Annotated in this window: 25 protein-coding genes and 1 pseudogene; 15 read left to right on the top strand and 11 right to left on the bottom strand. The window is 62.7% G+C overall.

Annotated features, from left to right (window positions below; all coding sequences use genetic code 11):
- Positions 1 to 139 precede the first annotated feature (139 nt).
- Positions 140 to 751, top strand: a complete 612-nt coding sequence (locus ACX80B_RS12055; RefSeq protein WP_459296743.1) for a hypothetical protein — start codon at positions 140 to 142, stop codon at positions 749 to 751.
- Here the strand turns inward: ACX80B_RS12055 and ACX80B_RS12050 are convergent.
- Together ACX80B_RS12050 and dapD are read right to left on the bottom strand one after the other, a co-directional pair.
- Positions 748 to 1,611, bottom strand: a complete 864-nt coding sequence (locus tag ACX80B_RS12050; protein WP_459296400.1) for a hypothetical protein — start codon at positions 1,609 to 1,611, stop codon at positions 748 to 750. The genes ACX80B_RS12055 and ACX80B_RS12050 overlap by 4 nt on opposite strands.
- Positions 1,611 to 2,675, bottom strand: a complete 1,065-nt coding sequence (gene dapD, locus ACX80B_RS12045) for a 2,3,4,5-tetrahydropyridine-2,6-dicarboxylate N-succinyltransferase (protein ID WP_459296398.1) — start codon at positions 2,673 to 2,675, stop codon at positions 1,611 to 1,613. Before dapD ends, ACX80B_RS12050 begins: the two co-directional genes overlap by 1 nt.
- Positions 2,676 to 2,782: 107 nt before the next feature.
- Here dapD and dapE point away from each other — a divergent pair, with 107 nt between their 5' ends.
- Positions 2,783 to 3,871: a succinyl-diaminopimelate desuccinylase gene (gene dapE, locus ACX80B_RS12040; protein ID WP_459296396.1), complete on the top strand. Its 1,089-nt coding sequence runs from the start codon at positions 2,783 to 2,785 to the stop codon at positions 3,869 to 3,871.
- A 42-nt stretch (positions 3,872 to 3,913) separates the two neighbouring features.
- Here the strand turns inward: dapE and ACX80B_RS12035 are convergent, their stop codons facing one another.
- The 4 genes from ACX80B_RS12035 to ACX80B_RS12020 form a co-directional block, all read right to left on the bottom strand.
- Positions 3,914 to 4,768, bottom strand: a complete 855-nt coding sequence (locus tag ACX80B_RS12035) for an amino acid ABC transporter permease (RefSeq protein ID WP_459296394.1) — start codon at positions 4,766 to 4,768, stop codon at positions 3,914 to 3,916.
- A complete protein-coding gene (locus ACX80B_RS12030; protein WP_459296392.1) occupies positions 4,765 to 5,454 on the bottom strand; it encodes an amino acid ABC transporter permease in 690 nt (229 codons plus the stop codon). The genes ACX80B_RS12035 and ACX80B_RS12030 overlap by 4 nt, the downstream gene beginning before the upstream one ends.
- Positions 5,455 to 5,570: 116 nt before the next feature.
- Positions 5,571 to 6,422: a glutamate ABC transporter substrate-binding protein gene (locus ACX80B_RS12025; protein ID WP_459296390.1), complete on the bottom strand. Its 852-nt coding sequence runs from the start codon at positions 6,420 to 6,422 to the stop codon at positions 5,571 to 5,573.
- A gap of 58 nt (positions 6,423 to 6,480) precedes the next feature.
- Positions 6,481 to 7,272, bottom strand: coding sequence for an amino acid ABC transporter ATP-binding protein (locus tag ACX80B_RS12020; RefSeq protein WP_459296388.1), 792 nt, complete (start codon positions 7,270 to 7,272; stop codon positions 6,481 to 6,483).
- A gap of 97 nt (positions 7,273 to 7,369) precedes the next feature.
- Here ACX80B_RS12020 and ACX80B_RS12015 point away from each other — a divergent pair, with 97 nt between their 5' ends.
- The 6 genes from ACX80B_RS12015 to ACX80B_RS11990 all read left to right on the top strand — a co-directional run bounded on the left by ACX80B_RS12015 (position 7,370) and on the right by ACX80B_RS11990 (position 13,712).
- On the top strand, positions 7,370 to 8,131 hold the full coding sequence (locus ACX80B_RS12015; RefSeq protein ID WP_459296386.1) for an LOG family protein: 762 nt from the start codon (positions 7,370 to 7,372) through the stop codon (positions 8,129 to 8,131).
- A gap of 44 nt (positions 8,132 to 8,175) precedes the next feature.
- A complete protein-coding gene (locus ACX80B_RS12010) occupies positions 8,176 to 8,655 on the top strand; it encodes a DivIVA domain-containing protein (RefSeq protein WP_459296384.1) in 480 nt (159 codons plus the stop codon).
- A gap of 17 nt (positions 8,656 to 8,672) precedes the next feature.
- Entirely contained in the window at positions 8,673 to 9,956 is a 1,284-nt protein-coding gene (locus ACX80B_RS12005) for a hypothetical protein (protein WP_459296382.1), read from the top strand.
- 181 nt (positions 9,957 to 10,137) lie between these two features.
- Positions 10,138 to 10,308, top strand: coding sequence for a DUF3117 domain-containing protein (locus ACX80B_RS12000; RefSeq protein ID WP_081744661.1), 171 nt, complete (start codon positions 10,138 to 10,140; stop codon positions 10,306 to 10,308).
- A complete protein-coding gene (locus ACX80B_RS11995) occupies positions 10,292 to 11,962 on the top strand; it encodes a leucyl aminopeptidase family protein (RefSeq protein ID WP_459296380.1) in 1,671 nt (556 codons plus the stop codon). Before ACX80B_RS12000 ends, ACX80B_RS11995 begins: the two co-directional genes overlap by 17 nt.
- A gap of 283 nt (positions 11,963 to 12,245) precedes the next feature.
- Positions 12,246 to 13,712 (top strand): glyceraldehyde-3-phosphate dehydrogenase, encoded by a 1,467-nt coding sequence (locus ACX80B_RS11990; protein WP_459296378.1) that lies wholly within the window; start codon positions 12,246 to 12,248, stop codon positions 13,710 to 13,712.
- Between the two features lie 83 nt (positions 13,713 to 13,795).
- Here the strand turns inward: ACX80B_RS11990 and ACX80B_RS11985 are convergent, their stop codons facing one another.
- Positions 13,796 to 14,431, bottom strand: a complete 636-nt coding sequence (locus ACX80B_RS11985) for an O-methyltransferase (protein WP_459296376.1) — start codon at positions 14,429 to 14,431, stop codon at positions 13,796 to 13,798.
- A gap of 289 nt (positions 14,432 to 14,720) precedes the next feature.
- Between ACX80B_RS11985 and sigE the strand changes: the two genes are divergently transcribed.
- From sigE to ACX80B_RS11960, 5 genes and pseudogenes are all read left to right on the top strand, one after another.
- Positions 14,721 to 15,347: an RNA polymerase sigma factor SigE gene (sigE, locus tag ACX80B_RS11980; RefSeq protein ID WP_459296374.1), complete on the top strand. Its 627-nt coding sequence runs from the start codon at positions 14,721 to 14,723 to the stop codon at positions 15,345 to 15,347.
- A gap of 10 nt (positions 15,348 to 15,357) precedes the next feature.
- Positions 15,358 to 16,341 (top strand): anti-sigma factor, encoded by a 984-nt coding sequence (locus tag ACX80B_RS11975; RefSeq protein WP_459296372.1) that lies wholly within the window; start codon positions 15,358 to 15,360, stop codon positions 16,339 to 16,341.
- A gap of 52 nt (positions 16,342 to 16,393) precedes the next feature.
- Positions 16,394 to 16,678, top strand: a pseudogene (locus tag ACX80B_RS11970) (twin-arginine translocase TatA/TatE family subunit); the annotation flags it as partial.
- 595 nt (positions 16,679 to 17,273) lie between these two features.
- The gene (locus ACX80B_RS11965; protein ID WP_459296370.1) at positions 17,274 to 17,732 is read left to right on the top strand and encodes a hypothetical protein; all 459 of its coding nucleotides are present in this window, start codon (positions 17,274 to 17,276) and stop codon (positions 17,730 to 17,732) included.
- Positions 17,708 to 18,853, top strand: coding sequence for an HNH endonuclease (locus ACX80B_RS11960; RefSeq protein ID WP_459296368.1), 1,146 nt, complete (start codon positions 17,708 to 17,710; stop codon positions 18,851 to 18,853). Before ACX80B_RS11965 ends, ACX80B_RS11960 begins: the two co-directional genes overlap by 25 nt.
- A 28-nt stretch (positions 18,854 to 18,881) precedes the next feature.
- Here the strand turns inward: ACX80B_RS11960 and ACX80B_RS11955 are convergent, their stop codons facing one another.
- Genes ACX80B_RS11955 through ACX80B_RS11945 form a run of 3 tightly spaced genes read right to left on the bottom strand, consistent with a single transcriptional unit; the run spans position 18,882 to position 21,900 of the window.
- Complete coding sequence (locus ACX80B_RS11955) at positions 18,882 to 20,009, bottom strand: Mrp/NBP35 family ATP-binding protein (RefSeq protein ID WP_459296366.1); 1,128 nt, start codon at positions 20,007 to 20,009, stop codon at positions 18,882 to 18,884.
- A 9-nt stretch (positions 20,010 to 20,018) separates the two neighbouring features.
- Positions 20,019 to 20,633 carry a DUF1003 domain-containing protein gene (locus ACX80B_RS11950; RefSeq protein WP_459296364.1) on the bottom strand — a complete coding sequence of 205 codons (615 nt, stop codon included), beginning with the start codon at positions 20,631 to 20,633 and terminating at the stop codon, positions 20,019 to 20,021.
- Complete coding sequence (locus ACX80B_RS11945) at positions 20,614 to 21,900, bottom strand: magnesium transporter MgtE N-terminal domain-containing protein (protein ID WP_459296362.1); 1,287 nt, start codon at positions 21,898 to 21,900, stop codon at positions 20,614 to 20,616. The genes ACX80B_RS11950 and ACX80B_RS11945 overlap by 20 nt, the downstream gene beginning before the upstream one ends.
- A gap of 140 nt (positions 21,901 to 22,040) precedes the next feature.
- Here ACX80B_RS11945 and ACX80B_RS11940 point away from each other — a divergent pair, with 140 nt between their 5' ends.
- The gene (locus ACX80B_RS11940) at positions 22,041 to 23,336 is read left to right on the top strand and encodes a general stress protein (protein WP_459296360.1); all 1,296 of its coding nucleotides are present in this window, start codon (positions 22,041 to 22,043) and stop codon (positions 23,334 to 23,336) included.
- 85 nt (positions 23,337 to 23,421) lie between these two features.
- On the opposite strand, the gene ACX80B_RS11935 is transcribed toward ACX80B_RS11940, so the two are convergent.
- On the bottom strand, positions 23,422 to 24,960 hold the full coding sequence (locus ACX80B_RS11935) for an aminopeptidase P family protein (protein WP_459296741.1): 1,539 nt from the start codon (positions 24,958 to 24,960) through the stop codon (positions 23,422 to 23,424).
- Positions 24,961 to 25,098: 138 nt separating this feature from the next.
- Here ACX80B_RS11935 and ACX80B_RS11930 point away from each other — a divergent pair, with 138 nt between their 5' ends.
- Complete coding sequence (locus ACX80B_RS11930; protein ID WP_459296358.1) at positions 25,099 to 25,947, top strand: PHP domain-containing protein; 849 nt, start codon at positions 25,099 to 25,101, stop codon at positions 25,945 to 25,947.
- The last annotated feature ends 83 nt before the right edge of the window (positions 25,948 to 26,030 follow it).

Here is a 26,030-nt window from a genome sequence, read left to right as displayed (position 1 = left end):
AAACCGCCTGTTCCCGATCGGGATTCAGCGACTGAAACCGTCTGTTCCCGGTCGGCCTTTAATCTAGGACTGGAGTAGTGCCGGTGTGAGCGTTACCCTGAGGAACAGTCCTGTTTGCGCGGCCAGTTGGGAACCAATCATGCATCACACCGGCGGTCCTGGCTGGCGCATCACGCTCGACACCTCCGGGACCATGTTGCTTGCCCTGTACCTGCGCGATGCGGCGGGGCTTCATGGCGCCGGCGATCCAGCACTTTCGCCAGCAGAGCCAAAGGTCCGTCCCGTCGATCCACGGCAGGCGGTCGCCCGGGCCGGGGGCGTGGAGGCGTTGCGGATCGAGTGGTCCACCTGGTGGCACGCCCTCGCCGCCGGCAAGCCGAATGCCGTCACGGTAATGGATCCGCCGGGCTTCCTGGCCTTCACCGGGTCTCCGGCATTGCAGCGGTTCTGCCAGGCACACTTCGGCGCCGCCCTGAGCTGGGGCCGGGAGCGCAAAGCTGAATACACCAGACTGGAAGCGACCCGCCAGATCACGGGGGAGCCACGGCTTCTAGCCCAACTGGTGGAGGAACGCGAAATGGAACTTGGGCGGAATGCGCGCAGCTTCACCTTGAATATCATCGAGTTGCCCCTGCAGGAACAGCGCGCATGGTATATCGAACCGGACAGACTGATCATGAGCCGGCATCTGCTTGAGGACGAGGATGCCTTGCGCAGCTTCCTTCAGCCGATCGTCGAACTTCTGGTTTAGTTATTCCCGTTGACGTCGTCCGGACCGGCGAGCGTGATGCGGACCTGGCCGGTTTCGGTCTCCGCCTGCGACCACTCGGCCTCCGCACGCGACCACTGCAGGCCGGCAAAGCTTACCCCGGTGATATTGAGCTCCTTCGCGCTTGCCACCGCCCAATGCGCAATGGCCCAACCCTTGGCTCCACTGGCTTGAACCACGACGGCGCGGTCTCCCGCCGTCGTCGGATAGTTGCCGAAAGCGGTGGTTAATCCGGAGATGACGGCTTGCGGATCTCCCGGCGCCTCCGGCCTCCGCAGTGTGCAGTTCAACGAACCGGGGGATTGACCTGTCAGGGCGGAGGCAAAGGCACGCGCCTCGTCCTCGTGGTCGGCGTACGCGTCGGGAAACGCGGACCGCTGGACGCGTTGGGCCGCATCGGTGACCGCTAGGTCTTCGTAACCCTCGATCTGGACCAGCACGTCGTAGAAGGCGTTAGTGGCGTAGACCGGATCGAGGAGCTGCTCCGGCGTACCCCAGTCCTGCGACGGCCGCTGCTGGAAGAGCCCAACCGAATCCTTGTCACCGTAATCGATGTTGCGCAGTTTTGATTCCTGGATAGCCGTCGCCAGCGCGATGGAGGCAGCCCGCGGAGGCAGGCCGCGCTGCACTGCAAGCCCGGTGATCAGCGCCGCATTGGCAGCCTGATCCGGGTCAAGCTCATAGGAATCAGGTCCGACGACGGCGGTGCACCGCTCGCGGACGAGCGTCTGGTTCTCCTGCAGATAACCCACGGCGACGACGATGCCGGCGGCGATGAGCGCCAGCAGCGTCGCCAGGACCGCGGCGCGCCGGAGTCGGCGCTTGCGCTGGCGGCTAACCACTAGTTGGCGTGCAAGGCTGCGTTCAACGCCACGGTTTGTCCCTGGCGTGGCAGCGCCTCAACTTCGCCGGAGGTTGAATTGCGGCGGAACAGCAGATTCGGCAGCCCGGACAATTCCGCAGCCTTGACGACGGTGCCGCGGTGCGGCTGGGACGTCTGCGCGTCGGCAGACTGCACCCCGCCTGCGGAATCCACCGAGGCGCCCAAATCTGTGCTGGACTTCCGGCTTCCTGCCACCAGGACGCGCACCCGGGTGCCAGAGGTTACATACAGTCCCGCTTCGACCACGCAGTCATCGCCAATGCTGATGCCAACGCCGGAGTTCGCACCGAGGAGGACGCGCTCACCGAGCTTGATCCTCTCCTTGCCACCGCCGGAGAGGGTGCCCATGATCGACGCGCCGCCACCGACGTCCGTCCCGTTTCCGACGACCACGCCGGCCGAGATGCGCCCTTCGACCATGGAGGCGCCGAGCGTTCCGGCATTGAAGTTAACGAAGCCCTCGTGCATCACCGTGGAGCCTTCGGCGAGGTGTGCACCGAGGCGGACCCGATCGGCGTCGGCGATCCGCACGCCCGCCGGTACAACGTAATCGCTCATCCGCGGGAACTTGTCGACGCCGTGTACCTGCACGTGTCCGCGGCGGCGCAGTTTAAGCCTGGTCAGCTCAAAACCTTCGGGCAGGCAGGGGCCGAAGTTGGTCCAGACGACGTTGGCAAGTTTGCCGAAGACACCATCCATATTAATGCTGTTGGGCGTCACGAGACGGGTCGACAGCAGGTGCAGCCGCAGGTAGGCATCGGCCGTATCTGCAGGTGCCGTATCCAAATCAATGTCCGCGAACACAACACGCTGGGTGGTTCCGCGGTCGGCGTCGTCGCCTTCCCTGGCCAACGTTTCCAACTGCTGTTCAACGCTCCGGTCCGCGTCGTTGGCAGCGCCGAGGGCTGGAGCCGGATACCAGACGTCAAGAACCGTCGAGTCGGGGGCAACGGTGGCCAGGCCAAATCCGTAGGCGTGGCGCAGCGAGTTGGGAGCGTTGTCGTTTGCGGAGGGGGAAGTCATTGGTCCAGTTTATCGGCGCTGGGGCGTTCAGCCATACCGGGCGCTTCTCCGTGGCGTAACGGAGGATTACTGGCGTTGCGGGGGTGCCGTCGTCGTAGGCTTAGCAGGTGACTACTTCGAGCAACCCACTTGACCTGCACCAGGACGTCGCGGCGCTCACTGCGGCACTAATGGACATCAACAGCGTCTCCGGCAATGAACAACAAATTGCCGACGACGTCGAAGCGGCCCTGCGTGATCTCGGCCATCTGGAAGTGCTCCGGGACGGCGATGCGGTGATGGCCCGAACGAACCTCGGCCGGAAGGAGCGGGTCATCCTGGCCGGCCACCTCGACACGGTTCCGCTGCCGACGGCGGAGGGCTCACGGGGAACTGTTCCTTCTCAATGGGACGGCGACATCCTGTTCGGGCGCGGGGCGACGGACATGAAGGGTGGCGTCGCGGTGCAGCTGGCCCTGGCGGCCGGTCTGCATACCCCGAACCGGGATGTCACCTTCATCTTTTACGACCACGAAGAGGTCGAGGCTTCGTTGAGCGGTCTTGGCCGGCTGGCGGATCACCACCGGAACTGGTTGGACGCCGATTTCGCGATCTTGCTCGAGCCGACCAACGGAACGGTTGAGGGCGGCTGCAATGGCACTGCCCGGTTCGAGGTGACGACGACGGGGAAGGCAGCCCACTCGGCCCGCGCCTGGATGGGGGAGAACGCCATTCATGCGGCGGCGGAAATCCTGGTCCGGCTGAAGACGTACAAGCCGGCCACGGTCGACGTCGATGGCCTCGCCTTCCGTGAGAGCCTGAACGCCGTGAAGATCCATGGCGGCACCGCGGGGAATGTCATTCCGGATAAGACGGTCGTCGAGGTGAATTACCGGTTCGCTCCGGATAAAAACCAGGAACAGGCCGAGGCGCATGTCCGCAGGCTGCTGGAGGACTTCGACGTCGTCGTCACAGACTCATCTCCCGGAGCACGCCCCGGGCTCAACCATCCCGCCGCCGCGACCTTCGTGGAGGCGGTCGGTGCCGAACCCAAGCCGAAGTACGGCTGGACCGACGTGGCCCGCTTCAGCGAACTCGGCATTCCAGCCGTGAACTTCGGGCCTGGGGATTCACTGCTTGCACATACCGACAACGAGCACGTCTACGCCGGTGCCATCCGCGACTGCCTGGCGGCATTGCGGACGTGGCTGGCCTAGACATTCTGTCTGAGGCACACCAGATACCGATATCAACGACCGTCAGGCCGCATCTTCGACGACGGTGGTCTTGGTCTTCGCACCGCGGTGGCTGAGGAACACTGAGGAGCGCTCGGCCACCCAGCTGAGGACGTTGTTGATGATGATGAAAATCAGCGCCGCCACGAGCAAGGCCGGCAAGATGTTGCCGTTGCCGGAACCCAGCAGCCGCGCACTCAGGAGCAATTCATCGTAGGTAATGATGTAGCCCAGGGCCGTGTCCTTCAGAATAACGACGAACTGGCTGATGATGGAGGGGAGCATCGCCAGCAAGGCCTGCGGCAATTCAACTGAACGCAGCGATTGCGGACGGGTCATGCCAATGGCCATCGCGGCCTCCCGCTGCCCCTTGGGAAGGCCATGTACTCCGGAGCGGACCAACTCTGCAATAACAGAGCCGTTGTACAGCGTCAGCGCAATAACGACACCGTAGAAGGGGGCCTCGCCTGGCGCGAACAGCCCGGATACTGCCAACAGCATGTAGAAGAAAATCATCATCAGCAGCACTGGAACTGCCCGGAAGAATTCAACGATGATCCCGCAGATGCTCCGGATGAAACTGTTGTTGGCCAGCCGGCCGAGACCGAAGATGACGCCGAAGACCGTCGACGTGACGATTGCGACTCCGGCTGCCTTGAACGTGCTCATAAGTCCGGGCACGAGATAGAACTCCCATGCGTCCGCAGTTAAGAACGGTGACCATTTGCCCGCAGCCAGCTGTCCCTGCTGGTAGAGGCCGAAAAGTACCCAGGCAATGACCGCAGCAATGACGAGTGCGCCAATAATGTTTCCGATTCGGATTCTGCTCCTGGATTTAGGTCCAGGTGCATCGAAAAGAACGTTTTTCTGTGCGCTCATCGGGACACCGCCAGTTTCTTCGAGAGATAGGTGGTCAGCATGCCGATGGGTATCACAATGGCCACAAAGCCCAGAGCGAAAGTCATAAAAATAGCGAGAATAACGTCGGGGCGGAATTCGATCATGGTCTGCATCAGTCCGGCGGTCTGCGCCGTTACGCCACCGGCTACGGCAACGGTCGTGTTCTTCGTCAGCGCGATCAGAGTATTGCCCAACGGGGCAATGGCTCCCCTGAAGGCTTGCGGAAGTATGACCAACCGGGCGGCCGGCAAAAAGCTTAGACCGATGGCGCGGGCAGCCTCGGCTTGTCCGAGTGGCACTGTATTGACGCCACTGCGGATCGATTCGCAGACGAAAGCCGCGTGGTAGACAGACAGGCCAATGACCGCCAATCTGAAGAGGGTCTCATCGAAATTTTCCGATAGATTCACGCCGAGTTGAGCGTAGAGACCCAAGACGCCAAAGGCAATAATGATAGTCAATGGGGTGTTGCGGAAAATGTTTACGTACGCAGCCCCCGCCCACTGCAGACTTGCGATGGGCGATATGCGCATTAGGGCGATGATCGTTCCAACGATGAAGGAACCGATGGCTGCCCAGAATGTGAGCTGGATATTGAGCCAGAACGCGCCAACGACATCGTATTGCGCGAACAGGGAGAAAAACCCTTCAAAGTACTCAACCATGGCTCACCCGCTTTCTTGCACGTCTGTCAGATCAGGAAAATTTAAGTTGCATGCAGTGGCATGAAGAGTTTTGGGAGCCGGTGAAGTGTCTCACCGGCCCCCAAAACCAAATGGTGCTACGCGCAGGCGTCAGGCTCTGGCGGATTCTTTTCAGCATTCGGCTCGAAGTCCATGCCTTCAAGGTTGCTGTCAAGGAACTTCTGCCAGGATCCGTCCTCAATCATCTTGGTGATCGCGTCGTTGACGTCTTCACAAATGTCATTGTCCTGAGGAAGGCCAACTCCGTAACGCTCTTCGGAGAAGGTATTACCGACGACCTTGAACTGCCCTTCATAGGCCGGGTCGGCAGCCAGACCAGCAAGGATAATGTCATCGGTGGTCACCGCGTCGATGTTGCCACCCTGCATGGCCGATACGCACTCCGCATAACCCGGCTGTTCAAGCAGATTCACGTCCTTGGCATACTCATCCTTAATCGTCTGAGCTGAAGTGGAACCGGTAACGGAACACAGTGTGAGTCCGTTCAGGTCCTCAGGACCCTGCACATCCGAGTCAACCGGAACCAGCAGGTCCTGGCCGGCGACGAAGTACGGGCCGGCGAAAGCTACTTGTTCCTTCCGCTCCTCAGTGATCGAGTAGGTTGCAAAGATCATGTCAACTTGGCCGTTGGAAAGCTGGGTCTCCCGCGTAGCCGACGGCGTGTTGACCCATTCAATCTGATCTTCCGAGTAGCCCAGTTCACCGGCGACATACTTGGCGACATCAACATCGAAGCCGGTATAGCTGTCGCCTTCCTGCAAGCCCAGGCCAGGCTGGTCGAACTTGATGCCGATGCGAATGCTCTCGCTGTTGCCTTCGCCTCCGCCGCCGGCTTCATCGCCGCCGCCTCCTCCTCCGCCGCCACAAGCAGTCAGCGTCAAGGCTGCGGCCGCGGCAATTGCGGCGAATGCCTTTCGGGTATTGCGCATGTTTTTCTCCTTGCTAGATGGCTCCCCCCACATGGAAAAGCCGGTGGATATGGAATCGCTATTGAGTGAGAATCTTGCCCAGGAAGTCCTTGGCCCGGGCACTCTTTGGATTCGTGAAGAACTCCTCCGGTGTAGCTTCTTCCACAATTTGTCCATCAGCCATGAACAAAACTCGATCCGCAGCCTTACGGGCAAAGCCCATTTCGTGCGTCACAACAATCATCGTCATTCCCTCTTTAGCCAACGCGACCATTGCGTCGAGGACCTCATTAATCATCTCCGGGTCCAGCGCCGACGTGGGTTCATCGAAGAGCATGACCTTGGGCTTCATTGCCAATGCCCGTGCGATCGCCACACGTTGCTGCTGCCCGCCCGATAGCTGTGCCGGTAACTTGTCCGACTGGTTGGCCACGCCCACCCGTTCCAGCAGGCTCATGGCAAGGTCCTTCGCCTCCAGCGCCTTCATCTTGCGGACCTTGACGGGACCCAGGGTTACGTTGTGCAGCACGGATTTATGTGCGAAAAGGTTGAAGGCCTGGAAGACCATGCCGACGTCGGACCGGAGCTTGGCCAGCGCCTTGCCCTCAGAGGGCATGTGATTGCCGTCGATGGCAATATCGCCGTCGTCGATTGTTTCAAGTCTGTTGATGGCACGGCACAAAGTGGATTTGCCGGAGCCGGAGGGACCAATGACTACAACGACTTCCCCGCGTTTTACCGCGAGATTAATATCCTTGAGGACGTGCAGCTCGCCAAAGTGTTTGTTGACGTTCTTCAGGGACACGAGCGGTTCGGTGCCGTCCGCAGGGCTGGAAGCAGGCACAGTGCTCGCCGATGAATCACTAGTCATGGAACGAATCTAGCGAATAGTGACCTGCTAGTAACCCTCATTTGCCGGAAAGTTGAAAATCGTGATTGAAGAGAGACCCGTCGGCTAGCCTTGACGCATGATTGAGCGCGGAAAACTGAACCACCACGAGGAAGTTCCGTCCCGGCGCAAGGGACCTGTGGAGCTGAAGCGCGGGCTGTCGAAGACCCCGACGTCGGACCAGTCGCTGCTGGACACGACCACTCCGGGCGGTTTTACGCACACAGACCCGTGGCGGGTGCTGCGGATCCAAAGCGAGTTCGTCGAAGGTTTCGGGAGCCTCGCCGAGCTGGGGCCCGCCGTGTCTGTCTTTGGGTCGGCACGCACCAGCGGGGACAGCGACTACTACCGGATGGCGGAGGATGTGGGCCGCCTGCTAGTCGACGCGGGGTTCGCCGTCATTACCGGGGGAGGCCCGGGCTCGATGGAAGCGGCGAACAAAGGGGCCTGGAAAGCCGGCGGCGTGTCGGTTGGCCTCGGTATCGAGCTCCCGTTTGAGCAGGGGATGAACGAGTGGGTGGACCTGGGGGTCAACTTCCGCTACTTTTTCGCCCGCAAAACCATGTTCGTCAAGTACGCGCAAGGATTCATCGTGCTCCCCGGCGGGCTCGGGACCTTGGATGAGCTCTTCGAAGCGATGGTCCTGGTTCAGACCGGAAAAGTGACATCTTTTCCCATCGTGCTGATCGGAAAGGCCTACTGGGGCCCGCTGCTGGGCTGGCTGGAGGAGACCCTCGTCGCCGAAGGTATGGTCTCGCCGTCGGACATGAAACTGGTGCATCTGGTCGACTCCGCCGAAGAAGCCGTCCGCGCCGTGGTCCAGGATGTCCGTCACCAATAGGCGGGAGCCGAAAGGCTGCGCCGCCGATCTGGCACGATAGTGCTGTGACTTTCTTCCTGGTGTTCCTGGCTATCCTGGCGGCGGGATTCGTCGTCGTTATGGCCCTGGGCAGGTTTAACCGGCAGGGTTCCAGTGACGGTAAGGAAGCTGCTGCCGCTTGGCGCTGGGAACGTGGCGAAGTGCCGGCTGTCCAGGGGCTGGCGGAGCCTGTGGCGAATCTGCCGCCGGTGCTGTTGCCGCCCCACCCAACAGCGGACGACGTCGACAGGTTGCGTTTTTCGCCGGCGTTCCGCGGGTACCGGATGGACCAGGTTGACGAGGTGCTCGACTGCCTCCGCGACGAGCTGGCGGGCAGGGACGAACGGATCGCCGAGCTGGAGAAGCACGCAGGCATAATGGGCGGTCGCGGTGCGGAAGGTCCTGCCGAAGACGGTGTGGAAGGTCCTGCCGAAGACGGGACAGCCATCATGCCAGACGATACTCCCGGGGACAGGACCGGGACGCGCGCCGACGACGATGCTTGAGCCGGTGCGGGCCGCTGATGTTTGACGAGCGCCGCAACGGAACGCTGGGCCAGGCACTGGCATACCCGGTCCGCAGAGCTGCCGGTGCCGCACGGCTCTGGCCCTGGTACGTTCAGGTTGGCCTGATTTATGCTCTGACCCGGGTTGTATCGGTCTGCATTTTCGTGGCCGTGGCCCGTCATCAAGGGCCGAGCCCGTGGGGTCCTGGCCAGCCTGCGTATCTGGATTTCATTAACATTTGGGACGCCGAATGGTACGAGCGGATCTACAGCGGTGGCTATCGCGAGGAGATTCCCCGCAGCGATTCCGGGGAAACTTTGACGAATGCCTGGGCTTTCTACGCGCTGTTCCCTTTCACCGTCCGCATCGTCCACGCACTGACCGGACTTGAATGGAAAGTGGCCGCTCCACTGCTGGCAACGCTGGCAGGACTGGCCGCCATGCTGGTGATCTACAAACTGTTCCTGCTGGTCGGCACGACGGCGGCGAGGCGGTCGTCGTCGTACGATTCCAGCGGCAACCGCAGCGCCCACGAGAACGCGCTGTGGGGTGTCGCGCTGGTGGCCGTGTTCCCGGTGTCGCCGATCCTGCAGGTTGGCTACGCGGAATCGCTCCACCTGCTGCTGTTGGCGGCCTCCCTGTACTTGTTGCTGTGCCGCGACTATCTAACCGCCGTGCCGATCGTGCTGTTGATGTGCCTGGCCCGGCCGGCCGGTGTTCCCTTCGCCGCGATGATCGCCGTCCATCTCCTCATGCGGTTCATCAACCGAAGGCATGATCCGTTCCCGCTTCCTGAAATGCTGCGCGCGGCCGGTTTGGGCGTTGCCAGTGCCGTCGGGGCGGTTGCCTGGCCGTTGATCGCCTGGTGGGTGACCGGCCAGTTCGACGCCTACACCGAAACGGAAACCGCCTGGCGGGGAGAGGATCTGGTGCTCTTCCTGCCATGGTTCGAGACCGGCCAAAAACTGTTCGGAGACGTGTTTGGACTGCTGGCGCCGCTGCTGCTGGTGCTGGCCGCCGTCGCCTATCTTGATTCTGCGGCGGTGCGCCGGATCGGCACGGACCTGCGGATTTGGTGTGCGGCCTACATGCTGTACCTGCTGGCCTTCCTGCATCCGCAAACCAGCACCTTCCGGCTGCTGCTTCCGCTGTTTCCCTTGGCCCTGGCGACCGTCTACATTTCGAAGTCGCGCGCCTACCGGACCGCCGTCGTCGTCCTCTTCCTGCTGCTGCAGATTGTCTGGGTGGCATGGCTGTGGTTGTGGGAGCAGCTTCCCGGTGGCGGCGACTATCCACCGTAATTAACCGTTCCGGCGGTCGGAACAGGATAATGTGAGGTAGACAATGCATGGCGCCCGGCGGCCCGGAAAGGTCAGCGTGGGTTGCCGGCGAGGGTGATGCCGGTGTCCGGTGCCATGAGATTAGTGTTGACGCGAATTGCGCTGCGACTGCGGCGCCTCCACTGTGGAAGGGAAATTCCTTATGGCGGCCATGAAACCCAGGACCGGCGATGGTCCGATGGAAGTCACTAAAGAGGGGCGCAGTCTGATCATGCGCGTGCCACTCGAAGGTGGCGGCCGGTTGGTCGTTGAACTGAATGCGCAGGAGGCGGGCAGCCTCAAAGACTGCCTGCTCGGTGTCACAGATAACTGACTCGGGAGAGATGCAGGCTATGCCGGAAACCACCCGCAGGACATTGGAAAAAGCGTTGTTGGAGCCTGCCATGACGGCGGTCGTCGCGTTGCCGTCGGCCAACGACGGCGGGTCGCTGGCGGAGGATGCCGCCGCAGCAGACGTGGTCGTCCTGGTGGTTCCCATTGCCGTGCCCCGAAACGGCGGTCTCGACAGCAATGGCTCCGCGACAATCGCGGTTCCGGCAGCGGGAAATGGCGGCGAGGAACGCGGGACTCCACAGCCCCGGCCCACGGCTGTGCAGGTGGCCATTGCGTACGACGTCGATGTCGCCTGTGTTGCCGAACTCAACAACGTCAGTGGCCAGGCAGCCGAAATCCTCATCGTTCCCGCGCCACGGAACCGTGATGACCTCCCGGCGAAACTGATCCTGCTTGGCGTCGGTGACGAAAGTGCCAAGAGCCTGCGCCGGGCGGGGGCAGCACTGGCCAAGGCCACGACCGGAGGGTCGAAGGTGCGGGCAAGCGTCGTCGACGGCTTGGATGCAGAATCCCAACGGGCGTTTACCGAGGGATTCCTGCTGGGCGGATACCGGGCGCCACGGGCGGGAGTGACGAACACGCCCAAGCCGATGGCCCGGCAGCTGGAGTTGACCGGAGCGGACGAAGAAACTGTCCGGACGTCCGTGGTCACTGCCCAGGCAACGTGGCTGACCCGGAACCTGACGAATATGCCATCCAACGTGAAGAATCCGGAGTGGATGGCTGCCCAGAGCAGGCGGCTTGCCGAATCCGCCGGGCTCAATATCCGGGTCTGGGATGAGAAGCAGATCGCAGCCGAAGGCTTTGGCGGGCTGACCGCCGTCGGTGGCGCGGCATCTGCTCCGCCGCGTCTGGTCCAGCTGGGCTACACGCCGGACGGCGTGGGGGCCGGGGACGCCAAACACATCGTCCTGGTGGGCAAGGGCATTACCTTTGACACCGGAGGGATCTCGCTCAAGCCGCGCGAGGCCATGATGCCGATGAAGACTGACATGGCCGGTGCCGCTGTCGTGCTCTCGGCCATCCAGGCCGCCGCTGAACTCGGCGTCGAATACCGGGTGACCGCCTTGCTGGCGCTCGCCGAGAATGCGATTGGAGCCGAATCGTACCGGCCGGGGGACGTCGTGACGGCCTTTGGTGGCACCACGATCGAGGTAGGGAACACTGATGCCGAGGGCCGGATGGTGCTGGCTGACGCCTTGGCTTATGCGGTGCAGGAGCTGGCCCCTGACGTTTTGATCGACGTCGCGACATTGACCGGCGCGGCAGCCGTCGGACTGGGCAAGCACGACGCCGCTCTGTTCAGCAATGCCGACGGACTGACCTCCGCCTTCCAAAGGTCAGGCGATGCGACCGGAGAACGGGTCTGGCCGATGCCGCTTGTGGAGGACTACACCTTTGCCCTGAAATCACCGATCGCGGACTTCACCCACATCCCCGCGCCGTCGGCCAAAATCCAGGGCGGGTCGATCTTCGCGGCACTGTTCCTGCGCGAGTTCGTGGGTGTGACCCCTTGGGTGCATCTGGACATTGCCGGACCAGCCAGGGCGGACACGGATCAACACGAGATCAGCAAGGGAGCGACGGGCTATGGAACGAGATTGCTGCTGAACTTCCTGCGCGAAGGCTTTTAATCCGTAGCAGTCCCAGTCGTTGCCCGCCAGCGCGGACTAGGCACTATGAGTGAACTCACACTTATTCGTCATTAGTGGTATGCAGGCCAGCTTAGAATAGATATGGGCGAGGCGCCCACACCCCTGAACGACTCTGTCAGTCACCAGGGTGACGTATGCGCGGAGCAGTGACGTGCCGGCGAAAGCCGGAGAGGCCGTCCTGCTGGAACATTCAGCACAGGGGCAAACATTGCAATCCGGCCGGCGACGATGAAGTACCCGGTCGGGACGGAAGGTAATTTTCTTGAGCCAGCAGTCACAGAAGTGTCTCGATCAGTGGATCAACCGCGAAGCACTCGCTGAGGCGATGATTCCCCTCATTGGGCGGCTGTACCGCGAAAACAACGTGGTCATTTCGGTCTACGGCCGCAGTCTCATCAATCAGTCGGTCGTCGGCCTGCTGAAGGCGCACCGTTTCGCCCGGCAGATCGATAACGTCGAACTGCCGTTGGAGGAGACCCTGCCGGTGCTGCAGGTCTTGAGCAGCCTGGATCTTGGGCCTGCCTCGATCGACGTCGCCCGGCTGGGTGTCCGCTTCCGCCAGGAAGGTGCGGGCAGGTCGCTGGAGGAGTTCCTGCGTGCCGAACTTGCCGACGTCGTTGGCGGCCATGGCACGGACGAACGCACCAGCACCGACGTCGTGCTGTACGGCTTTGGCCGGATCGGGCGCCTGCTGGCCCGCATCATGATTGAACACTCAGGCGGCGGAACCGGACTGCGACTGCGGGCAATCGTTGTCCGCCGCGGCTCCGACTCGGACCTCATCAAGCGTGCGAGCCTGCTGCGCCGGGATTCCGTGCATGGGCCCTTCGAAGGCACGATCACCGTCGACGAGGTCAACAACACGATCCTCGCCAATGGCACATTAATCCAGGTGATCTACTCCAATGACCCGTCCACCGTCGACTACACCGCCTACGGGATCAAGGACGCCGTCGTCGTCGACAATACCGGCCGCTGGCGCGATGCTGAGGGTCTTTCCAAGCACCTCGCCTGCCCGGGCGTTGCCAGGGTCCTGCTGACCGCCCCCGGCAAGGGCGACATCAAAAACATCGTGCATGGCATCAACCACGACACCATCGGGGAAGACAGCATCGTGTCCGCGGCGTCGTGCACCACGAACGCCATCGTGCCCGTGCTGAAAGCGGTCAACGACAAGTACGGTATTGTCCACGGCCACGTGGAGACGGTTCACTCGTTCACCAACGACCAGAACCTAATCGACAATTTCCACGCCGGCGACCGGCGCGGACGTTCCGCGGCACTGAATATGGTGATCACCGAAACCGGTGCGGCAAAGGCAGCCGCCAAGGCACTGCCTGAACTGACCGGGAAACTGACCGGAAACGCCATCCGCGTTCCAACCCCGGATGTCTCGATGGCGATCCTTAACCTCAATCTCGAAAACGCCACTGAGAAGGATGAGGTAAACGCCTACCTTCGGGACATGTCGCTGAACTCCGACCTGCACAAGCAGATCGACTACATCGACTCACCGGAAGTCGTCTCCAACGATTTTGTCGGTTCCCGTCGTTCCGGAATTGTCGATGGCCTGGCAACAATCACCGCCGGCAATAACGTCATCCTCTACGTTTGGTACGACAATGAGTTCGGCTACAGCTGCCAGGTCATCCGGGTGCTGGAGGAAATGGCCAATGTGCACCCGCCGGCTTTTCCGCTGGAGCGGGAACTGGCGTCCAACAACGCGTAACTGCAGTCCTTACCGGACCGCTTGGATGGCTGGTCAGGCTCTCTTGACGAGGGCGTGACCGGCCATTCCTGTCGGTGGTGCGGTCAGCCTTGCTTGACGGCGAGGAGCAGTCCGTCGCCGGTGGGGAGGAGTGCGGAGACCATCCGCTCGTCCTCACGGACCATGCGGCCGACCTGGCGAAGCACATTGGTCGTCGCCTCACGGTTGGCAGGGTTGGATACCCGGTCGTGGTCCAGGGCGTCGTTGATGATCAGCATTCCACCGGCTTTGAGCAACCGGATGCCTTGCTCAACGTAGGTCGGATACGAAAGTTTGTCGGCGTCGATGAAGACCATGTCGTAGGCGCCGTCGGTCAAGCGCGGCAGGACGTCGGCGGCCTTGCCGGAGATGGTCCGGGTGCGGTTGCCGGGGATGCCTGCCTCAGCGAAGGCCTCGCGGGCGGCACGCAGATGATCGACGTCGGCATCGATGGTGGTCAAAACGGACTGTCGGCCGAGCCCGCGCAACAGGCAGACACCGGAGACTCCCGCACCGGAGCCAACCTCGACTACTGTATTGGCCTTCGAACCGGCAGCGAATACCGTCAGGGCGGCGGCAACACCGGTGGTGACCGGCTTAACTCCGAGTTCATGGGAGCGTTCCCTGGCGCGGAGGAGGACATCGTCCTCTTCGGGCAGGCCCTCCGCATAGGACCAGCTGCTCGACTTATCCGCGCTCATGCCTTCACTTTCCTGCTGCCGCCAATGCTCGTACCCGCCAAGCCTACTGTTAACGCGGCGGGAATACGTTCAAGCGCGCTGCTGTTATGAGTGGTGCCGCAAAATCGCCTGCACTTTCCGCTTCTAAGGGCGGAACCATACAGAAAACGTTCAGCTTGATCAGGAATCATAAATACCTAGGGCATCCGCAGATGAGGCAGTCTCGAACACTATACATAAGGTCTCCGCGGTGACCGGCAGCTGGCCGGTCGAGATACCGCGCACTGTTCGGGACGAGATGGGAGCAACGATGTCTGGACCAAACAGCCCGCTGGCAACGACGGGCGGCGAAGCCGTGCAGAACGAGCACGCTGCGTGGGTCCCTCCGACGTGGGAAGAAGTCGTCAACGATCACTCAGCCAAGGTTTTCCGGCTTGCTTACCGCCTGACCGGCAATCGCTTTGACGCAGAAGATCTCACCCAGGAGGTCTTCGTCCGGGTATTCCGCTCCCTGGCCAACTTCAAACCCGGAACTCTCGATGGCTGGCTGCACCGCATCACCACCAACCTCTTCCTCGACCAGGCGCGCCGTAAGCAACGTATTCGGTTTGACGGCCTGGCCGACGACGCCGAGAGCCGCCTTCCCGGGAGGGACCCCGGCCCTGAGCGCAGTTTCGAATTCAACAACCTGGATCTCGATATCCAGGCAGCGTTGGAGGATCTGCCGCCGGACTTCCGTGCCGCCGTCGTTCTCTGTGATATCGAAGGACTCTCCTACGAGGAAGTTGCGCACGCACTCGACATCAAACTTGGAACCGTCCGTTCGCGCATCCATCGTGGACGCACCATGCTTCGTGAAAAGCTGGCACACCGTGACCCGCGGGTCCAGTCGGGTGCGCCGCGCCTGAAGATGCCGCGCGTGGCGGGTGCGCTCTGATTAGTTGACAATGTACTTGCGTCATCCGGTTACCAGATATCTGGAGGGCGGTCTCAAAGGCCGTACGCTCCAGCGCTTTGAGCGGCATTTGGACAATTGTCCCCAGTGCCGTGGCCAGGTTGAGGTGGACCGCCGGATCCAGCAGCGGTTGCGTGAAATTCCCGAGCCGGAACCACGCAGCGATTTGGCCGAACGCATTCTGGCGCGCAGCGTGCGTACGGATCCGCCGTCCGCTCCACAGCAGGGACCGGCGCTGGCCGGCGGCCCAAGGACTGCATGGGTGGAGTCGGAGAGTCCCCGGACGAAGAAACTTCTCGCAGCGGCGGGGTCGGCCACCTTGGTGGTCGTCGTGACCCTGAGTGGGGCTTATATAGCCGGAGGCGGTGCCGGCACCGAAGCAGACGTAGCGGATTCGGTATTTGCCGAGGCCAAGTCCATCAGCGGCCCAAACCAGCCTGTGGCTCAAGAGGCGGCCATGGCGCCGGGGGACCTCGATAAACTTCGTGCCGCTGGGTGGAATTGCCCCGAATTGGCCGGACTCGGCTATCACCTTGAACACGCGCGCGGCTACCAAGTCGCGGGCCAACCGACCGTGGAGCTCGTGCTCGCCAGGGGCGATTCGACGATTACGGTCTATGAGCGGAGGAAGAGCGAGGTCCCCGACCTCGAAACGCCCCCCGCCGGTTCCGCCCCGGTTATCAACGCCGCCACCGGACAGTCGCCCGCGTCGGATGGCTTCTCACCGGTACCGCTGGACATGAGCAACGACACTGTCACGCAGATGTGGTTCCGGCACGGTGAGCGCTGGCAGATAGCCTTCCAGTCCCAAGAGGCCTGGTACACCGTCGAGTCCGACCTCCCGGTGACCGAGGTGGCCGCCGCCGTAGCCCACGTCGCGGCGACGGACCGTGCACAGCTGGCGCGGCCGGTCAATCCCGAACCGGCCGGAGTGTTCGACAGGATCTGGCAGGGGTTCAGCGAAATTGGCCGGTAGCGGAGTTTCCGCAAAATCGCTGCCTGCGCGGCCAAGGGGGTAATCTTTCCTCGTGTTTGGAATTAATGGGCTTGAGTTCGTCGTTCTGGCGGTCATCGCTGTACTGGTGATCGGTCCCGAGCGCTTGCCCGAATACGCGGCTCAGCTGGGGCGGTTGGTGAAGGAACTCCGCCGGATGGCGACTGGCGCCCGGCAACAGCTTAAGGATGAAGTCGGTTCGGAATTCACCGACGTCGACTGGAAGAAGCTGGATCCGCGCCAGTATGACCCCCGGCGCATCATCCGCGAGGCTTTGCTCGAGGATGACGACCCTGAGCCGGTAAAGCCACAGAGTCCAAACGGGCCGAAACCCAGCGGGTCCAGCCCGTCGGGGGCATCACAGGACGCGGGTAGCAGCACCGGGACCGGCGCGGGCACCGGTGCGGCTGCGGGAGCTGGAACTGCTGCGACGGCGGCAGCGGGAGCTGCTGCTGCGACTGGCGCGGCCGGAGCAGCGGCAGCCGCGGCCAATAAAAATGAGTCAGCCCCGAAAACCTCGTCTTCCTCAAGCGCTGCAGCAGGGACCGGTGTTCCAAGCAATGCGGGCGCAGGTGCTTCATCCAGTTCCAATACGGGCAAAAGCAGATTGGAGCGGCTCTCAGTAGGGCAGCAGGCACCTTTCGACCTTGAGGCCACTTAGCCAGGACGGTCAACGCCCAGGCGACTTTGAACTCCTTTAGTACTTCACTATTCGTCCATACGGGCGACTTGTCCTCCACATGGTGAGTAGCCATCCGGGTTGTCCACATAGTCGTGGCGAACCATAGTATGGCCGGAACTGGCCCGGTAGTGTCGAATACATGTTCGATACATCAACGTCCGGGAACACACGGCAACCTGCCGGAAACCGGGTCCCCCAGAGGGCGGACCCGCCCGGTGCTGCGGATTCTCGTATGGCGTCCTCTCCGGCAACCGTCGGCAGTTCCGCCATAGTGGATTTCGCGTCGTCCCTGTCCGGCCTGGACCAGCACGTTTCGGATGCGGAATTGATTGACCGGATCGAGGCTTTGGAGAAGCTGAAGTCGGCGGCCGCTGCGGCCCAGGCCCGCGCCACCGTGAGCTTTGATAACTCCCGACGCAGAAAAGAGTCTGAGGCCGGAACACGGGCAAAACCGGGTGAAGGGGTGATCTCCCAGATTGCTCTCGCCCGGCACGACAGCCCGGCCCTGGGGAGCCGGCACTTGAGTGTGGGCAAGGCCTTGGTGAACGAAATGCCGCACACCCTGAACGCACTGACCATCGGCGTGCTCAACGAGTGGCGTGCGACGATCCTGGTCCGCGAGACCGCCTGTCTCGATGTCGAAGACCGTGCCCGGGTCGATGGGGCATGTCCGCAGAACCGGCTGCACTGAAGGGCCTGGGAGACCGGAGCCTGATCAGCGAGGCGAAGAAGCACGCCTATCGGCTGGATCCGCGCTCGGTGGTCCGCCGTGCCGCGAAGGCCGAATCCGAACGCACGGTCACCTGCCGGCCCGCCCCGGACACCATGACGTACGTGACGGGGCTGTTGCCGGTGGCCCAGGGCGTCGCGGTCAAAGCAGCCCTGACCCGGGCGGCGGATCACCACATCCGGATCACCGGCGACGAGCGCGGCCGCGGACAGATCATGGCGGACACACTCGTCGAACGCGTCACCGGCCGGACCTTCACCCACCCCGTGCCGGGCAAAAATCCCGAAGCCGCTGCAACGACCGGTCTTGCGGGTATGGCCGGCTCCTCCGAAGATCCGACGCTGCAGGCAGAGAGCGGGGAGCCCGGACAGACCGTCCCCCAGAGACAGGCAGCCGCCGATAGTAAAGACCGGCCAGCCACCGGGGCCGGAGTCGAAGTCCAGTTGATCATGACCGACCGGACCCTGTTCGCCGGCGACAACGAACCCGCCTACCTGCGCGGCTATGGAACCGTACCGGCCGGGTGGGCCAGAAATCTGATCCGCGACGGCGGCAACACGGACGGCGACAACGGCGGCGAAACCGCCGCAGGCCGGGTATGGATCCGCCGGCTCTACACAGCCCCGGACACCGGCCGGCTGATCAGCATGGACTCCAGGGCAAGGATCTTCCCTCAAGGATTACGAAAATTCCTCATCAGCCGGGATCAAACCTGCCGAACGCCCTGGTGCGACGCGCCGATCCGGCACATCGACCACATCACCCCACACAGCAAAGGTGGGCAAACCAGTGAGGCAAACTCCCAGGGATTGTGTCAACTTTGCAATCTCGCGAAGGAAGCGCCTGGCTTCACAGCCAAACCTATTGATGGGCCGAGGCACAGCGTCCAACTCACCACGCCCACCGGCCACACCTACGAATCAACAGCACCGCCACCACCAGGCACACCACCACCTGGACCGATGCCGACAACGCACCAAGCAACGCCGAGGAGCCTTGGACGCAACAAGGGCGTACAAGCGCGGCCGGGCACCGATCCGGGGCGAACCCAGGATGCTGGATACCACCAGACAGGCACGTGAGAAACCGGCAGCCTCGAAGGGGAGCGGCTTATTTCGGAGTGACGCCCAGTTTCATGCCTGACAGCCCCCGGGGCCGGTGGCTCAATTGACCGGCGATCCTTGCCAACTCACGGGCTGCCGGGCTGCTGTCCGGATCGAGGACAATTGGAGACCCTTCGTCCCCGCCTTCGCGTAATGCAACATCGAGGGGGATGCTGCCGAGCAGGGGAACCCCGGTCTGCATGGTGGAGCTCAACCTGGAGGCAAGGTTCTCCCCACCGCCCGATCCGAAAACTTCCATGGATGTCCCATCGGGAAGGACCAGATGAGACATGTTTTCAATGACGCCGGCGACTTTCTGCCCGGTTTGCAGAGCTATCGCACCGGCCCGTTCAGCAACGTCGGCCGCGGCCGATTGCGGCGTTGTCACCACCAGGATTTCCGAGCCCGGCAGTAGTTGCGCGACTGAGATCGCCACATCACCGGTGCCCGGAGGCAGGTCCAGCAGGAGTACATCCAGGTCGCCAAAGTAGACATCGGTCAGGAACTGCTCGAGGGCGCGGTGAAGCATCGGTCCACGCCAGGCCACTGGTTGATTTCCGGTGACGAACATCCCGATGGAGATGACCTTAACCCCGTAAGCAACAGGCGGGAGGATCATCTCGTCCACCCTGGTTGGAGTTTGATCGATTCCCATTAGCCGGGGTACGGAAAATCCGTAGACGTCGGCGTCGATGATCCCTACGCGCAAACCTGCTGCCGCCATCGAGCAGGCGAGGTTGACTGTAACGCTCGACTTGCCGACTCCGCCTTTGCCACTCGCGACCGCGTAAACCTTGGTCAGCGATCCTTCCTCGTTAAAGGGAATGCCCCGCCCGCCGGTGGAACTGCGCAGCTGGTCTTTCAACGCCTGGCGCTGTTCCGGCGTCATTACATCCAGCTTTACGTTCACCGAGCTGACACCTTCCAGGCCTTCCACTGCTTTGGTGACGTCGCCGGTGATGGTTTCCCGCAGTGGGCAACCGGAAATGGTGAGGAGCACGACCACGGTGAGGGCGCCGTCGTCGTCCACGTCCACGCTGTGCACCATCCCCAGCTCGGTGATGGGCCGGCGCAGCTCAGGGTCCAGCACACCGTTCAAGGCGCGGTGGACTGCATCAACTACGGGGGAGGGCATGCCCCGATTCTAACTGTCCCGCTGTCTGTTCCGGTGTGCCTGTTCGCTCCGGGCTGTGCGTTCGGCAGAACCTTCGTTGTCCTGCTCCGGGTTGTCCCTGGCGTCGATAACCTCCTCGAGCACCGACCGCAGCTCGGAACGCACAAAGTCGCGGGTGGCCACGTCGCGCAGCGCGATCCGCAGCGATGCGAGTTCACGGGTGAGGTATTCGGTATCGGAGAGGTTCCGTTCGGCTCGCTGCCGGTCCTGCTGCAGCGATACGCGGTCACGGTCGTCCTGCCGGTTCTGTGCCAACAGCAGCAGCGGTGCTGCGTAGGAGGCCTGCAGTGAGAGCATCAGGGTCAGCAGGGTGAAGCCCAGTGCGGCACTGTCGAAACGCCAGCTTTCCGGAGCGAGACTGTTCCAGACGAGCCAGAAAATACAAAACACCGTCATGTACAGCAGGAACTGCGGCGTGCCCATGAAGCGGGCGAAGTTTTCCGTCATGCTGCCGAAGGCGTCCGGGTTGGGCGAGAACCGTGGCAGCAGCCGGGTCCGGGCCTCGCGTGGCGTGTCGAGGCCCTCAGCGGTGCTCTTCACCGGTCCTTTTGCCTTGGACTTTGGATCAGCCAATGCGTCCTCCAATCTTCCGCAGCGGTGCATCATCGTCGTGCAGGCGCCAGTCGTCGGGCAGCAGGTGGTCGAGTACGTCGTCGACGGTGACCGCTCCAACCAAGCGGCCGGCGTCGTTGACCACTGGCAGCGAATTCAGGTTATAGGTCGCGAGCATACGCGCGATCTCGCTGACCTCGGCCATATCGGAAACGGCTTCGAGGTTACGGTCCAGCAGGTTCCCCAGCGATTCCGGAGGGGGATTGCGCAGGAGTTCCTGCAGGTGGACACCGCCCAGATACCGGCCGGTGGGCGTCTCCAGCGGCGGCCGGCATACGAAAACCATGGATGCCAAGGCAGGGGAGATGTCATCCTGTCTCGCGTGTGCCAGCGCTTCGGCAACCGTCGCTTCGGGTGGCAGGATCAGCGGGACAGGCGTCATGAGGGACCCTGCCGTTCCTTCTTCGTATTCCAGCAGACGGCGGACGTCCTCGGCGTCGGAGGGCTCCATCAACTGCAGCAGGTCCTCGGCCTGGGCCTCGGGCAACTCGGAAAGCAGGTCGGCCGCGTCGTCGGGATCCATCTCACCAAGCACATCGGCGGCGCGTTCACGTTTCAGCGCGGAGAGGATCTGCACCTGGTCGATGTAGGCCATCTCCTGCAGGATGTCGGCCAGCCGCTCATCCTGCAGTTCACCGGCGACTTCCACCCGGCGCTTGAAGTTCATCTCGTGCAGTGCCTCTGCGAAGTCCGCGGCCTTCATATCCTCATGGGTGGCTACGAACTGCGTGGCCGGCTGCGGCTCGTTGGCGTCGCCATGGACGGCGTCGGCCCAGTCGATGATCATGGTTTCTTTGCTGCGGCGGCGGCTGCGCAGCTTCGACGTCGCGTGTCCCCGGCGTACGTAAAGCTTGGAGACGAGCCAGTCGCCGGATTTCTGCCGGTCAATGGCGATGTCTTCCACGGTCGCATCCCCACTGCCGTCGGCAAGGGCGACCCTGCGGTCGAAGAGCTCCGCCGCGACCAGGGTTTCGCGGCCGCGCTGCTCAAAGCGGCGCATATTGACCAGTCCGGTGCAGATAATTTCGGTCTGATCAATGGAGGTGAGGCGGGTCATCGGCACAAACACCCGTTTCTTGCCCAGCACTTCGACGACGATGCCCACCACGTGCGGGGCAGCGTTGGTTCCCCGGGCCAGAACGACGACGTCGCGCAGGCGGCCGATCCGGTCGCCCAGCGGGTCGAAAACGTCCAGTCCGAGCAGACGTGAAACGTAGACGCGGGTTGGATTAGTACTCACAGGTCAAGGCTACGACGGGCGGTTGATTTTTGCGGCATGACTGCCTGCTGGTGACGCGATTTGCTGGATGCAGGGCCGGTATTCGTTCACCCCAAGCGATAAGGGCTTACGCGTCCGTAATTATGACGGAGAATGGAGATATGTCGAATATGCTGGGCCAAACAAATTCCCGTGACCAGACACGCACGTTGCCCAAGGGCGAGACGGTAGGCACCTATGCTGCCTATCTGGATGCGCAGAAGGCCGTGGATTACCTTGCGGACCAGCAATTCCCGGTACAGAATGTCTCCATTTTGGGCAATGACCTCAAGACTGTTGAGCGGGTGACCGGTCGTCTCAGCTATCCCCGAGTCGCACTTGCGGGCGCGGCCACCGGCGCATGGTTCGGTCTGTTCGTGGGCGTGGCGCTGATGCTGTTCGGCGGAACCGAAGCCTACACGACGTTGCTGTCGTCAATGGCGCTGGGTGCCGGGTTCTGGATGCTGTTCGGCGTCATTACCTATGCACTGCAGCGCGGCAAGCGTGACTTCACGTCCACCAGCCAGGTTGTCGCCTCCAACTATCAGGTCATCGTGGCACCCGAAGCGGCCAGCGAGGCCCGGCGCCTGCTCCAGCAGCTGCCAATGAATGGCCAGCAGGCGGGACATGCCGCCGGCGGCTATGGCCCCGGCGGCAATACCGGTCCAGGACAGGGCTACGGCCAAGGTGGTCAGTACCGCGGCGGACAGGGCGGCCAGTACGGCGGAGACCAGCAGGGTTATGGCCAAGGCGGCCAGCAGGGCTACGGCCAAGGCGGCCAGCAGGGCTACGGCCAAGGCGGTCCAGGGGCCGCCGGTCAGCCGCCTGAGCGTCCGGCGGGTTGGGATGACCCATATCAGAACCCGCAGACCGGCCAGCAGGGAAACCAGCCTCCCCAGTACGGCGGGCAAGGGAACCAGCCTCCCCAGCCCGGCCAGCAGGGAAACCAGCCTCCCCAGTACGGCGGGCAAGGGAACCAGACGCCTCAGTCAGGGCAGCAGCCGAACCAGCCGCCGCAGTATGGCCAACAGCCGCGGCCGGAGCAGCAGGGCGAGTCGGGATCAAGGGAGCAGGTGAGCCCTCGCGGAACGTTCCGGGATCTTCCGGACGGTCGTCCCCAGTACGGGGAACGCCTTCCGGTGCAGAATGACCAGCCGGGCGGCGGCCAAACGCACGCAACGCCGCAGCAGCCGCAGTCCGCTCCGCCATCCACGCCTTCGCAGCCGGCACCGGGGCCAGACAACCGGAGCAACGGCCCCGCCTATCCGGAGAGCCAGCCGACGCGCCCGCAGTTTCCGGCGGATGAGAAGCGGCCGGAAGCAACGGATGAGGACCGGACGCCCGGTACAGGCGACGAGGACGCGGACAACGAACGGGAAGACCGTCCTGGCAACACAGATCCCCGCGAGCGTCCTTAAGCTCAGACACTTCGGTCCCCGCGAGCGTTCTTAACCTAAACTGCTCCGGTCCCCATCCGGGAACCGGAGCAGCTGAAGCCGGTATCTACTCGCCGGTGGCGCTGTAGATTCCTGCCATCCACGATTCGACATCCTCAGGGCTGCGCGGGAGCGCTGAGCTGAGGTTTTCATTGCCATCGGCGGTGATCAGGACGTCGTCTTCGATCCGCACCCCGATGCCGCGGTATTCGGCCGGAACGGCGAGATCCTCGTCCTTGAAATAGAGGCCTGGCTCGATGGTGAAGACCATGCCTTCCTTGATCACTCCGTCCAGGTACAGCTCCCGCTTGGCCTGGGCGCAGTCGTGCACATCAAGACCCAGATGGTGGCTGGTGCCGTGTGGCATCCAGCGGCGGTGATGCTGGCCCTCCGTGCTGAGCGCTTCCTCAACGGAAACCGGCAGCAGGCCCCACTCATGCAAGCGGGCAGCAAGGACCTCCATCGCGGCGGTGTGAACCTCACGGAACCGGCGTCCCGGCACAGCCACCTCAAAGGCTGCATCGGCGGCGTCAAGCACTGCCTGGTAGACCTTTCGCTGGACATCGCTGTAGGTACCCTTGACCGGCATCGTCCGGGTGATGTCAGCGGTGTAAAGGGAATCGATCTCGACACCTGCGTCCAGCAGCACCATATCTCCGGAGTGGACCCGGCCGTGGTTGCGGTTCCAGTGCAGGGTGGTGGCGTTGTTACCTGCCGCGGCGATGGTTTCGTAGCCGAGGTCGTTGCCCTCTTCGCGTGCCCTGGCCGAGAAGACGCCTTCTATGACGCGTTCACCGCGGTGGTGCGTCATGGCCCTCGGCAGCGAGCGGACAACGTCTTCGAAGCCCTCAACGGAGGCGGCGACGGCCTGGCGCATCTGCTCGATTTCCCAGTCGTCCTTGATCAGGCGGAGTTCGGAGAGCGCTTCTGCCAAGTCGGCGTCGAGCATGTCGGACTGTTCGAGATCGACACTGGTGTTGATGCGGGACGTGTCCACGAGGGCGTCCACATTGAGGTCGACTTCGCGGACAAGGCGTATGCGGATGCCGCCCACTGTGGAGACACCGGCGTCCTTGGTAATGGCTACTTCCAGTCCGGCGGCGTCGGCCGTCTCCAGTCCGAGCAGGGCCTTGAACTCGGGCAGGGTGGGCCGCTTGCCGATCCAGAATTCTCCGGAACGGGCGTTTGCGTAGAAGTCTTCGGAATCGCGGCCGGCCATCGGGTGGAAGTACAGCGTGGCAGCATGGTGGCCGCCGTCGTCGCCTGTTCCTTCGGTGACTGGTTCCATCACGAGCACGGCATCCGGCTCATGATCGACGCCGAGGCCCGTCATGTGCGCGAAGGCTGAATGCGGGCGGAATTTGTAGTCGACGTCGTTGGAGCGGACCTTCAAGGGTCCGGCGGGGACGACAAGCCGTTCACCCTTGAACTTCTCCGATATGGCACGACGGCGGTTGGCGGCGTGGGCGGCAACTTCGGCGCGCGCCGGCAGATCGTCGTTGGATGAGGCCCACTGGCTGGCCATAAATTTCTTGAAAGCCGCCGAATCCGGGCGCTGGGAGCGGTTATTCACACGGTCCTCAAGCGGTTGCTCTTCCGGAGTCATCGGGGTGGCGTTCCCGCCAGTGGACTGGGACTGATTTACGTTCACTTCGGTACTCACGCTTCCATGTTCTCACTTGAACAGATATGGCGACAGTTGGAACGCCGAGCACTGGCGCCCGGCAGATACTAGGCTGAAAGCGTGAAGATAGACCTGCATACCCACTCGAACGTCTCGGACGGAACGGAACCGCCGGCTGGAGTCGCTGCCGCGGCTGCCGCAGCCGGATTGGATACCTTCGCGCTGACCGATCATGATTCCACCGCAGGGTGGGACGAAGCCGCGTCGGCTGCAACGGATCTGGGGCTGACGTTCGTGCCCGGGATGGAGATTTCCTGCCGGACTTCAGAGGGGATCAGTGTTCATGTGCTCTCCTATCTTCATGACCCGCACGACGCCGGTTTGCTGGACGAGGTGGAGAGGTCGCGGGACGCGCGGATGACCCGGGCCGAGCGGATGGTGGACCGGTTGGCCGAGGATTTCCCGATCAGCTGGCAGCGGGTGGCTGAGCACGTTTCCCCGGGAGCCACCGTGGGGCGGCCGCACATCGCGGATGCCCTCGTCGCCGCCGGGGTCGTGGAAGACCGGACGGAAGCGTTCAAACAGATCCTGACGGCACATTCGCCGTACTTCATCAGCCACTACGCGCCGGAAGCGACCGAGGCAGTGGCACTCGTTCGCGCCGCCGGGGGAGTGCCGGTTTTCGCCCACCCGGTCGCGTCCTCACGGGGCCGGGTCGTCAACGAACATACTTTCATTGAAATGATCGACGCCGGCCTCCTGGGGTTGGAGGTGGATCACCGTGACAATCCGGAAGAAGGCAGAGCTTGGCTTCGGCGGCTGGCCGCCCGGCATGACCTGCTGATGACCGGTTCGAGCGACTACCACGGGGCGGGAAAAATGAACCGACTGGGGGAGTGCCTGACCAGTGCAGAGACGCTGGACAGGATCGAGGAACTCGGCACAGGAAGCCTTATATTACGTCCCTGACCCGGTGTCCCGGAGCAACCATGCTAGCCTGAAGGCACTGAGGGACGCTTGACCTGAGTAACCGTTCCAGCCCTTTTTATATG

This window comes from Arthrobacter monumenti, assembly GCF_054511255.1.
This window is presented reverse-complemented; position numbering and strand designations above follow the sequence as displayed.